The organism is Enterococcus sp. AZ170 (assembly GCF_050545135.1).
Taxonomy (GTDB): domain Bacteria; phylum Bacillota; class Bacilli; order Lactobacillales; family Enterococcaceae; genus Enterococcus_L; species Enterococcus_L ureilyticus.
The window spans coordinates 2,494,228-2,506,942 of the sequence record NZ_CP172947.1 but is presented as its reverse complement, the minus strand read 5'-3'; the positions used below and the strand labels follow the sequence as shown (position 1 = coordinate 2,506,942).

Genomic DNA, 12,715 nt, shown 5'->3' with positions numbered 1-12,715 from the left:
AACGTAAACGTTTTACCGTCTAGCTCTGTTTAGAGCTAGTGGATTGAAATTAAAGATTTAGAATATGATAAAAGAGAAAATCATGTCTAGCTCTGTTTAGAGCTAGTGGATTGAAATCACACACTACAGAAGGTTTAAATAAAGCTTTAAAGTGTCTAGCTCTGTTTAGAGCTAGTGGATTGAAATATTGAATTTATATGTTTATGCTGTAATTGTTTATAGTCTAGCTCTGTTTAGAGCTAGTGGATTGAAATTCACACGATTTATAATGGTGAACGTTATCCTAGTGAGTCTAGCTCTGTTTAGAGCTAGTGGATTGAAATAAAAATAAGAATGTAGCTATATCAAAGGATGATACGGTCTAGCTCTGTTTAGAGCTAGTGGATTGAAATAAGTCTTTATCAACACTCTTGAAAAGCAGAATTAGGTCTAGCTCTGTTTAGAGCTAGTGGATTGAAATTGCATCATTTCCTCTAGTCTGTCCATTTACCTGGTCTAGCTCTGTTTAGAGCTAGTGGATTGAAATTTTTTATCCAATCCTAACAATCCGCAATGTTTATCGTCTAGCTCTGTTTAGAGCTAGTGGATTGAAATTTTACTGTAATTGTCGGAATATTCCTAGAACCTCGTCTAGCTCTGTTTAGAGCTAGTGGATTGAAATATGGTATTTATACCTAGAATGAAATAGTGTTTCTTGTCTAGCTCTGTTTAGAGCTAGTGGATTGAAATTTTACTGTAATTGTCGGAATATTCCTAGAACCTCGTTTAGCTCTGTTTAGAGCTAGTGGATTGAAATATGGTATTTATACCTAGAATGAAATAGTGTTTCTTGTCTAGCTCTGTTTAGAGCTAGTGGATTGAAATTTGGATTGTCCCAAGAATAATAAATTTTATTAGCGTCTAGCTCTGTTTAGAGCTAGTGGATTGAAATCTTGTTATTGTTGGTAGTTGTTACCGCCATATTGATGTCTAGCTCTGTTTAGAGCTAGTGGATTGAAATCACTCGGGTAGTCTAAATCTCTCACTGTTACTGACGTCTAGCTCTGTTTAGAGCTAGTGGATTGAAATTTACAAAAGAACATTATTTAATCCTGTTAGTAGAATGTCTAGCTCTGTTTAGAGCTAGTGGATTGAAATGGTATGGAAAAACAAGGTGTTACAACAACTATCGGTCTAGCTCTGTTTAGAGCTAGTGGATTGAAATATCAAACTTCATAATTTGAGCATTTGAGGTTATACGTCTAGCTCTGTTTAGAGCTAGTGGATTGAAATGCTTTTACAAACTGCGTTTGAAGCGGCGTGGTTATGTCTAGCTCTGTTAGAGCTAGTGGATTGAAATTGTTGTTTTAGCTGACCCGTTACAACCGGATAGGTCTAGCTCTGTTTAGAGCTAGTGGATTGAAATATTTTCACGGAAACAGCTTCGACTTGATCAAATGGTCTAGCTCTGTTTAGAGCTAGTGGATTGAAATAAAACTGGAAAGAAGTGTGTGGTGTTTTTAGTTTGTCTAGCTCTGTTTAGAGCTAGTGGATTGAAATAAAGTTGTTTACATTGTTAGTGGTGATTGCCCCGCGTCTAGCTCTGTTTAGAGCTAGTGGATTGAAATATTAGTGAATTATCGCTTTTCGGAAACAAAGCGTAGGTCTAGCTCTGTTTAGAGCTAGACCTTCTTAAAATCTATTCCAATGTCAGCCTCCAAAAACTAAAATCGAACGATTTATTTTAAAAGATAGTTCTCATTACTGTAAGAAACCAAACTACTTAGTATGCAAAGTTGAAAATTATGATATAATTATGTTGATATCGGTGTAATGAACACCCAAACGAGAAATTAGTAGCTTTTAGAAGCGATTTTTCGTACTAGGGAAAGTTGGGGGACTATGGCAATTCCAAAAGAAGGTGAATTTGTAACAATCCAAAGTTACAAACACGATGGGCATTTGCATCGAACATGGCGAGATACTATGGTATTAAAAACGAGCGAGTATTCTTTAATCGGTGTCAACGATCATACATTGGTAACAGAGTCTGACGGGCGTCGTTGGGTTACTCGTGAACCAGCTATAGTTTATTTCCATAAAAAATACTGGTTCAACATAATAGCGATGATTAGAGAAAAGGGGGTTTCTTATTACTGCAATCTGGCGTCACCGTATCTTTTAGATGATGAAGCATTGAAGTACATTGATTATGATCTGGATATCAAAGTTTTTCCTGATGGTGAAAAACGGTTATTGGATGTGGACGAATACGAATTTCACAGTAAAATTATGGATTATCCAGAAGATATTGATTTTATTCTAAAAGAAAATGTTAAGACGTTAGTAGATTGGATTAATAACGAAAAAGGCCCATTCTCTGAAGCCTATGTAGATATCTGGTATCAGCGTTACCAAGAGCTATCAAAGAAATAGCCATTGTAAGATGTGAAGTCAAAAAAGAGCTTGGGACGTAAGTCCTAGATAAATCCAGATGTTAGTCAACTTGATTATCATCTGGATTTTTCTTATACAAAAATAGAACCTCTTGTTAAAATAAAAGGAACTACAAAAATAAACAAGCATGTTTTTTTAGTTAAAATTATATGATGAACCACGTTTTTCTTCTTTAAAACGTTAGCTATCAGTTCGAAAAAGTAGGGCGATCATTCTGAATGAGCTTATTCAGATTTTTTCAGATTAGTGCTCTTTTACTTTTCACTATCAAGATATCTTTTTTTTCAAAAAATGATACTAAAGACGATTTTATCTATGTATATGCAACCTAATATTTCAATCAAAGAGCACTTCTTGCTAAATTCAAGTAAAAATGAATTTAGCATTTTTTTTTTTGAAATCAATTAAAAATTCAGGATGAGAAATCAGTTTAATAAGCTGTAGTGATCATTTGATAAACTGCTTTAAAAAGGATATTTAGTTCTGAAAAATCGACTTGAAGAGATATGTTATAAGGACATTCTCAGTCGTTTTCTTAATTTGTTCGTAAAATATCTATTTTCAATTACATAAGTCTTATAATTTCTTCTTAACCTAACAGACAAATCTTCTATAAAATACGGCTCCATTTTGTAATCTTTGGAATGAAAAAATTAAAAGAATGTATCATATTAATATTATAAATATATTTAGTTAATTTAAAAAAACATTAAGTTTGTTTACTCTGAAGTGTTGAGAATTTTAATAACAATTGTTGTCAAGTATCATTTTAGACTGTTGTTATAAAAAACTAAATGAGTAAATTAACTTTTCCACAATTATTCTAGCGAAAAACTATAGTAGGAAAGAGGAGGATTAACAAAATGAGCAAAAAAAAATATGTACTTTCTACAATAAGCTTACTATCAATCTTATTATCCGTTACGTGTTATTTCTTTAATACATCAGCAATTTTTGCTAAGAGTGAATACAACGGAGACAAGTATGTGATAAATACGCAAATCACCGATAGTTCAAGTACCATTATCGGAAACAATGGTACTATGGAAATAAATGAAATTTATAACTTAGATTACGAGTGGCGTATTCCGGATAATACGTATAAAAATGGAGATATTTTAGAATTTTCTATTCCAAAAGAATTTAAAATTGTACAAAATTTTAAATTTAATTTGTATAAGGATGGAAATGAAGTGGCTCGCGTCACTATTTTAGGGAACGAAGATGCTGGATATTATATCAAGATGCAGTTTACTACGAATTATGTTGAAACGCATTCAGAAGTTTCTGGAACATTTAATTTGAGTTATGTATTAAATGAGAAATACATCCAAACAGATGGAGATAATACAATTGTTTTACCGGATAAAGAAATAGTGGTCCATGTACCTAAACCTGATGAAGGAACTCCTGGTGGGGGCACTGGTGTAGGAGCGGGAGATACAAACTGGAACAAAAAAGAAGGGGATGCTATTTTAGCGAATTTGCCAGAAAGTCCGAATGAGACAAGTACAGTGTTCAATTGGAATATTGGTTTGGGGAGAAATACGCTATTAGGCAAAGCAAGCTCTTTTGATGAAATTAAACATATTTATATTGAAGATACACCCTACGATCAAAAAATGGTTTCTTTCGGAGACATTTCACCAGGGTGGGCTGGTTCGTATGCTTTTGAAGGAGGATTTTTCACCTCTCTACCGTGGGAATATGGTGGTGTAAGTCAAGAAAAAATGGGATTGATGCGTGATCCACTGAATACATATTATTCTGGATTTAAAACAGATATTTTACCAACTGTTCAAAAATATGAAAAACTTGCACAAGACAACAATTCTGAATTTAAACAATATAAATTAGAATATTATACGACACCATTGAATGAAGTATTGGAAGACACAGAATTTACAAATGATGCGACTATTACCATTGTATATAATGATAATTCTGAAAAAGTTTGGAAATTATCTGAGTCTCAAATGTACAACGTGGCTGAGGGGACCATTACCGGGAAAACAGCAGGAGTTGAATTTCAAAAAGTTGATGGAACCACTAATCAGGGATTGGGCTCAGCAGTTTTTGATTTGTATAAAAAAAATATCACTGGGAATTATACTAAGGTAAAAAGTAACATCGCCTCTGGTACAGATGGTAAAGTCAAAGTAGACAATTTAACAACCGGTGATTATTATTTTAGTGAAATACAGGCTCCGTCAGGATATGAACAATCAAAAGATAACTTATATTTTACCATTGAATCAAAAGATTTAATGGAACCAAACCAATCCATTACTTACAAAAATATTGGAGCATTTAAAAACGAACCAGAAATGACAAAAACAGCTATTTCGGTAAACAAAGTCTGGGACGACCAAAATAATCAGGATGGTAAAAGACCACAAAGTATCACTGTTCAATTGTATGGTAATAATATAGCTGTTGGTGATCCTGTTATATTAAATGACTCTAATCAGTGGAAGTATGAATGGGTTGACTTGGATGAAAAAGCTAATGGACAATTAGTTTCTTATACGGTTAAAGAAATATCTAATGTTTCAGGATACCAAACAACTACAAAGGTAGATAAAGAGGGTACAATCGTTTTAACAAATACACATACACCTGAGACGACAAAGGTTTCAGGCACAAAAACGTGGGATGACAAAAATAATCAAGATGGCAAACGACCGGAAAAAATAATCGTAAATCTATTAGCGGATGGCATAGAAATTGATCAAAAAACAGTAACTGCAGATAATAAATGGAACTACGAATTTACAAACTTACCAAAATATAAAGAGGGTAAATTGATTCACTATACAGTGACAGAAGACCATGTGCCAGATTATTCCACAGAGATCAATGGGACTTCGATAAAAAATAGTTATACTCCAGGACAAACTAGTGTAACAGTAACAAAAGCATGGGATGATGCAAATAACCAAGATGGTAAACGGCCGAATGGCATCATGGTTCAACTTTATGCTGATGGAAAAGCACTCGGAGCTCCTGTTCAATTGAATACTGCAAATCAATGGCAACATACTTGGGCAGAGCTAGATGAAAAAGCAAATGGAAAAGAAATCATTTATTCTGTGAAAGAATTAGATGTGATTGATGGCTATGATATGGCGGTGGATACAAGCGACATAGGAAATATCATCATAAAAAATACGCATGTACCAGAAAAAATAGTGATCACCGGAACAAAGACCTGGGAGGATAAAAATAATCAAGATGGCATTCGTCCTAAGGAAGTAACGGTAAACTTACTGGCTGATGGAGAAAAGGTAGCCGAAAAAGTGGTGACAGAAGCGGACAATTGGGAATATGCTTTTTCAGACCTCCCTAAATATAAAGAGGGGAAAGAAATACAGTATACTGTGACAGAGAATCATGTACCAGAATATTCTGTAGAAATCGACGGCACCAATTTGATCAATCATTATACACCGGGCCAAACTAGTGTAACTGTGACGAAAGCGTGGAATGATGCTGACAATCAAGATGGCAAACGACCAGAAAATATTACGGTTCAATTGTATGCCAATGAGAAGAAACAGGGAGAGCCTGTTAGCTTGAGCGACAAAAATTTATGGCAACACACATGGACAGAATTAGATGAAAAAGCCAATGGACAAGATATTATTTATTCTGTAAAAGAAACTTCAATAGATGAAGAGTATGGAATAACAATCGACAGTGAAGATCTTGGCAATGTCATCATTACAAACTCTCACGTACCCGAAACAATTGAGCTGACAGGTACAAAAACATGGGAAGATAAAGATAACCAAGACGGTAAACGTCCAGAGTCCATTACAGTTCTCTTATTGGCAAATGGGGTGCCAGTAAATGAGCAAGACGTAACCGCGGCAAACAATTGGCAATACACGTTTACGAACTTACCTAAGTATAATAATGGAAAAGAAATTATTTATACGGTAATGGAAAATCAAGTGCCTGAGTATTCAACTGAAATTGTCGGCATCGATTTAATAAACCGTTATACTCCTGGGAAAACAAGTGTAACAGTAAATAAAGCTTGGGACGATGCTGATGATCAGGCGAAAAAAAGACCAGAAAAAATTAGCGTTCAGCTATATGCGAATGGAGAAAAACACGGAGAAATTGTAACACTTTCTTCCGCAAATAACTGGCAGTATTCTTGGACGGAATTAGATGAAAAAGTAGCAGGAAAAGAAATTGACTACACAATCAAAGAAGTGGATATTCCTGAAGGGTATACTGCGACAATGAATGATGCGACCAAGCATGGAATCCTTTTGACTAATACGTATCCATCAGATCCTCCTACCCCAGATTCGCCAGAGAAAGAAATACCAACTAAACCGACGAAGAAGATTGGCACAATAATACCTTCATTAGGAGAAGTCACGACGATAGGGTCAATACTTTTTGGAATTGTAGTGCTGATGTTGGCTAGTGGGTTATATTTACGGAACAAACGCCGCTAAAATGAGATAGTCTAGTTACTCAATTGACGTGGGGCATACGTTCTAAAAGAAAATCCAGATACCAGTCAATTTGATTGGCATCTGGATTTTCTGATATTTAAAAGGTATACAAAAATCTAAGTTATTTCCTATATAGGTATTAATTTCAGTTAGAAAAATATTGAGTTTACCCTTTGTCGATGAATTGAAAACATACCTGAAGGATGTATCGATCCCAAGATTTTTCATAATTACAAAGATTTAGTCATTTGATAATGCTCGATATTCGCATCTAGGAACATGTCCCCTTCTTTGACATAACCCATACGTTCGTAAAAACCAAGCGCAGTTATTTGAGCGCCTAAAGTCATAGTATTATATCCTTGTTCTTTAGAGAACTGCTCAGCATTTTTTACGATCAACCGCCCGTAATCTTTTCCTCTGTAGCCTTTTTTGACAGCCATTCGTTGTAATTTTATAAGATTCTGTTCAAGGGGTAATAAACGGCAAGTTGCAATTGCTTCATTATCATCATCATATAAAACAAAATGAATACAAGCTGCTTCATATTTATCGAGTTCAATCTCACCAGGAACGCCTTGCTCCAACATAAAAACGTGACGGCGAATTTTCACTGCATCTAAATAGATAGTACTCATAGTATCTCTAGTGTGGACGATTTTCATATAGCACCTCAATTATAATTATTTTATTTATTATACATCAAATAAGCAGACAGTAGAACATTACTAAAAATGAAAGGTTATTTTTTTTATGGCGTAAGCAGTTTGCAGTATAAATAAAAAATTCGAAAGGTCATGTTTACAAGGATTACAGATGAAATCGTATAAAAAATCAAAGACGTAATCGGTAAAGGGAACTTAGAAAAAGCCAAATATTATTTTGAAGAGCATAAAAATAATCTTCTGTAAATTTGATTCAATACTTTAAATAAAAATAGGTACAAAGAAGTATTGCTATGTTATTTAGGAGAGGTTATGCTAAAATCTATTAAGGAGCAATTATTATTTCATGAATAAAATAAAAAAGCACAATTTTTAATGTTAAGGGAGGATCTTCTTTGTTTGAAAAATTAAGACAGTCAAAATTATTTTTTTGGTCAGCAGAATTACTAGTAATTGCAACGTTGATTTTTGTCTCAAGTAAAATCAATTTTGTATTTGCACCAATCGGAACATTTTTCTCAACCTTATTTGCACCAGTATTAGTAGCAGGATTTTTGTATTATATCTTAAATCCAATTGTCAATTTACTAATGAAAACGAAAATGAAAAGAATTTTTGCAGTTCTTCTTGTTTTATTGATATTAGTAGTAGCTATTGTGTTGATACTAGTCAGTGTGATTCCTAAGTTAGCATCTCAGCTTGCTAGTTTAGCTTCAAGTATGCCGACTGTTTTCAGTAATGTAGAAGCTTGGGTCTACCGAATGGCTGAGCTACCATTATTTAAAGAGGTTGATTTAACAAGTTATATAGAGAAATTGGATATATCATATGGAACGATTATTCAACAGTTTTTAAGTGGCTTATCAAATAGCTTAGGTTCAGTTGTGTCCACAGTGGCTTCGACGACAATCGTTATTTTCACAGCACCGTTTATTTTATTTTATATGTTAAAAGATGGGGACCGATTAGTACCATCGATCGAGCGTTTTTTACCTGAAAAACGCCAAGAAAGCATCGCTGATTTGTTAAACAAAATCAACAAAACATTGGCAAATTATATTAGCGGGCAAGCGATTGAATGTTTATTTGTCGGTACTTTTACTGCAATTGGTTATTCTTTGATTGGCGTTCGTTATGCCTTTTTATTCGGTGTAATTGCAGGGTTCACCAATCTGATCCCGTATCTTGGTCCTTATCTAGGACTGGCGCCAGCTGTTTTTGTAACTGTTTTTGATGAACCGATCAAAGCCGTATTTTGTTGTGTTGTTGTTTTAATTGTCCAACAAATCGATGGCAATATCATTTATCCGAATGTAATTGGAAAATCTTTACAGATCCATCCATTAACGATCATCATTGTTTTACTAGTTGCTGGAAACATCGCGGGACTATTGGGCATTTTCTTAGGCGTTCCATTTTATGCGATTGTAAAAACCGTAGTGATTCATGTAATGGGAATGATTCGAGAAAGCAAAAGTGAAAAAATTGTATTGTCTGGTGAAGGAAATGAGATAACAATGAAAGAAAAATGACATCGATTATTGAAATTAATCGATGTTTGTGATACGATTTTAGCGTGACTACTTATAGTGGTCACGTTTTTTATCAAATGGATTAGTAAACAGTTTATTACTAAATGAAATTGGAAAACGAAATACAACGTTTTTCGAATAATTTTAAGAGGAGAGAGTGCACATTATGAATGCTGACCCCGAGAGTCAGTCGCTTATCGCGCAAATTTTATTATTGATCGTTTTAACATTGATCAATGCGTTTCTTGCTGCAGCGGAGATAGCAGTAGTTTCAGTCAACAAGAATCGTATCGAACAAAAAGCAGAAGAAGGAGACGCGAAAGCGAAGAAGTTATTAAAGATTCTACAAGATCCTACGAGCTTTTTATCAACGATTCAAGTCGGTATCACGTTAGTTAATATCTTGTCTGGAGCATCTTTAGCTGATACTTTATCAGCAAGATTGGCACCTGTTCTTGGTGGCGGAGCTGCTGCAAAAAGCATAGCAAATATTATTATTTTAGCTATGTTGACCTATGTTTCCATTGTTTTTGGTGAATTATATCCAAAACGAATCGCCATGAACAAATCAGAAGAAGTAGCGCAAGCAACTTCTGGATTCGTGCGAGTATTAGGCGTAATTGCTCGACCATTTGTGTGGTTGTTATCTGCTTCAACAGACTTACTTTCAAAAATTACACCAATGACATTTGATGATGCTGATTCAAAAATGACACGTGACGAAATGCGTTATATGTTGGAATCAGAAGGTGTTTTAGATAATGATGAATTAGAAATGCTTCAAGGTGTCTTCTCATTAGATACGAAAGTTGCTCGTGAAGTTATGGTTCCACGAACCGATGCTTTTATGATCAATATTGAAGATGATATTCAAGAGAATATTAATGCTATTTTATCCGAAAACTATTCGAGAATCCCAGTTTATAACGAAGACAAAGATAAAATTATCGGTGTTCTTCATACTAAAAATTTATTAAAAGCAGCCCATAAATTAGGCTTTGACAAAATTGAATTAAAAAATATTATCCAAGAACCATTATTTGTCCCAGAAACGATTTTTATTGATGATTTATTATATGAACTAAAACGAACTCAAAATCAGATGGCGATCCTATTGGATGAATATGGTGGTGTCGTTGGTTTGGCTACGTTAGAAGATTTATTAGAAGAAATTGTTGGAGAAATCGATGATGAGACGGATGAAGTAGAGAACTTGTATGATAAGCTCAGTGAGCATGAGTATTTAGTTCAAGGTAGAATGCTGATTGATGAATTCAACGAAGCATTTGGCACAGATTTGCACATGAGTGATGTCGATACAATGGCAGGTTATCTGATAACCGCTTTAGGTACGATTCCTGATGAAGGGGAGAAATTGTCATTTGATGTTGGCAACATTACACTGACTTCTGAAGAAATGGAAGGAACGAGAGTTTTAGCATTAAAAGTTGTTTTCCATGACGAAGAAATCGTTGATGAAGAACCTGAAGAATACCGTCGTTTTTTCCGTAAAGAAATGGAAGATGACGAGCCAAGAAGATAAACCAAAAGAAGGAACAGAAGTAGTGAAAGCTACTCATGTTCCTTCTTTTATTTAACTCACTGTAAACTGTTATATAGGAAAAATCAACGTAAGAGAACGTTTCAATGATTTTATGAACGGATAAATAATCAAAAGCGAATATTAAGGCTTTATTACATCTAGTTAGGAGTGAGACTTAAATTCGTTGCGTGTTCATTTAGTCTCTGCAATTTTTTTAGAAACTTAGTTAAAGACTTTGAAAACTAGGGTAATTCCATGATATACTACATTAGTTGAAGAATAAAGAGCAGGGAGAATTTTCCAATGTAAATAGCCTTTAAATAAACCAAGATAAATAAATGAAGTCTTTTCAAGAAAAAATGATAGATTGGAGCAACGAATGAATAATCCGCATTTAAAAGAACAAGTAGATAGCCGCCGCACGTTTGCCATTATTTCCCATCCGGATGCTGGTAAAACAACGATTACAGAACAGCTTTTACTATTTGGAGGCGCAATCCGCCAAGCTGGAACTGTAAAAGGAAAGAAAACAGGAAATTTTGCGAAATCTGACTGGATGGAAATCGAAAAACAAAGAGGAATTTCTGTAACCAGTTCAGTGATGCAATTTGACTATGATGGGAAACGCGTAAATATCTTGGACACACCTGGACACGAGGATTTTTCAGAAGACACGTACCGGACTTTGATGGCTGTGGATAGCGCTGTTATGGTAATCGATAGTGCCAAAGGGATCGAAGCCCAAACCAAAAAATTATTTCAAGTTGTAAAGAAACGTGGGATTCCAATTTTTACGTTTATCAATAAATTAGATAGAGATGGTCGAGAACCGTTAGAGTTACTTGAAGAATTAGAAGAGTTGCTAGATATTGAATCATATCCAATGAATTGGCCGATTGGTATGGGAAAAGGGTTGGAAGGATTATATGATATCTACAATAAGCGTGTAGAAGTTTACCGTCCCGAAACCAATAATGGCGAACGTTTCATTCCATTAGTGGATGGTGACATTCCAAGTGATTTGCCATTGCATAAGGATAGTGTTTACCAACAAGTATTAGAAGAAGTTGAATTGTTAGTTGAAGCAGGTGACGAGTTTGATACGGAGAAAATTGCTCGCGGTGATCAAACACCAGTCTTCTTTGGTTCAGCATTAACTAACTTTGGAGTCCAAACAATGTTGGAAACTTTCTTGCAATTTGCACCATCACCATATGGACATAAGACAGAAGAAGGGCAAGAAGTCAGCCCTTATGAAGAAGAATTTTCAGGCTTTGTATTTAAAATCCAAGCAAATATGAATCCAGCTCACCGAGATCGTATTGCTTTTGTTCGTATCTGTTCAGGAACCTTTGAGCGTGGCATGGACGTTACACTTGGAAGAACCGGTAAAAAAATCAAGTTAAGTAATGTAACACAATTTATGGCTGATGCTAGAGAAAATGTCGAAGAAGCTGTAGCTGGTGATATTATCGGGATCTATGATACAGGGAATTATCAAATTGGAGACACGTTATTTGAAGGGAAATTAAAAGTTCAGTACGAAGAATTACCCTCATTTACACCAGAGTTGTTTATGAAAGTCAGTGCCAAAAATGTGATGAAACAAAAATCATTCCATAAAGGCATTTATCAGTTGGTTCAAGAAGGTGCGATCCAGTTATATAAAACGTATTTAACGGAAGAGTATATCATTGGGGCCGTTGGGCAATTACAATTTGAAGTGTTCCAACATCGTATGCTGAATGAATATAATGCTGAAGTGATCATGACTCCAATGGGTTCAAAAATAGCTCGATGGATCGATCCAGCCGATCTTGATGAACGAATGAGCTCTAGTCGGAATATCTTAGCTAGAGATCGCTTTGATCAGCCGCTGTTCTTATTTGAAAATCAATTTGCTATGCGTTGGTTTGCAGATAAGTATCCTGATGTTGAATTGAAGAGTTTGATGTAGGATGACCAATAGGAAACGACAATGGTTTTGAGTTGTTGCTAAAACTATTGATTATTAAATGAAGTTATAAAAAAAGTGATTCTTTGTCAACTAATGTTGGTGAAGAA

Annotated in this window: 6 protein-coding genes and 1 CRISPR repeat array (1 of these 7 cut by a window edge); of the genes, 5 read left to right on the top strand and 1 reads right to left on the bottom strand. The window is 34.7% G+C overall.

Annotation, left to right across the window (positions count from 1 at the left end):
- A CRISPR array of direct repeats spans positions 1–1,272; the repeat unit is 33 nt; unit sequence GTCTAGCTCTGTTTAGAGCTAGTGGATTGAAAT; it reaches 446 nt to the left of the window's first position.
- A gap of 609 nt (positions 1,273–1,881) precedes the next feature.
- Positions 1,882–2,415 carry a biofilm phosphatase Bph gene (gene bph, locus IGJ55_RS12075; RefSeq protein ID WP_010773241.1) on the top strand — a complete coding sequence of 178 codons (534 nt, stop codon included), beginning with the start codon at positions 1,882–1,884 and terminating at the stop codon, positions 2,413–2,415.
- 884 nt (positions 2,416–3,299) lie between these two features.
- Complete coding sequence (locus tag IGJ55_RS12070; RefSeq protein ID WP_430606563.1) at positions 3,300–6,911, top strand: Cna B-type domain-containing protein; 3,612 nt, start codon at positions 3,300–3,302, stop codon at positions 6,909–6,911.
- A gap of 230 nt (positions 6,912–7,141) precedes the next feature.
- Here IGJ55_RS12070 and IGJ55_RS12065 read toward each other — a convergent pair whose 3' ends face one another.
- Positions 7,142–7,576, bottom strand: coding sequence for a GNAT family N-acetyltransferase (locus IGJ55_RS12065; RefSeq protein WP_069641007.1), 435 nt, complete (start codon positions 7,574–7,576; stop codon positions 7,142–7,144).
- A 395-nt stretch (positions 7,577–7,971) separates the two neighbouring features.
- On the opposite strand from IGJ55_RS12065, the gene IGJ55_RS12060 reads away from it, so the two are divergent.
- The 3 genes from IGJ55_RS12060 (at position 7,972) to IGJ55_RS12050 (ending at position 12,608) form a co-directional block, all read left to right on the top strand.
- Complete coding sequence (locus IGJ55_RS12060; RefSeq protein ID WP_430598176.1) at positions 7,972–9,108, top strand: AI-2E family transporter; 1,137 nt, start codon at positions 7,972–7,974, stop codon at positions 9,106–9,108.
- A gap of 166 nt (positions 9,109–9,274) precedes the next feature.
- Positions 9,275–10,651: a hemolysin family protein gene (locus IGJ55_RS12055; protein WP_069641009.1), complete on the top strand. Its 1,377-nt coding sequence runs from the start codon at positions 9,275–9,277 to the stop codon at positions 10,649–10,651.
- 379 nt (positions 10,652–11,030) lie between these two features.
- Positions 11,031–12,608: a peptide chain release factor 3 gene (locus IGJ55_RS12050; RefSeq protein WP_111247004.1), complete on the top strand. Its 1,578-nt coding sequence runs from the start codon at positions 11,031–11,033 to the stop codon at positions 12,606–12,608.
- Positions 12,609–12,715 lie beyond the last annotated feature (107 nt).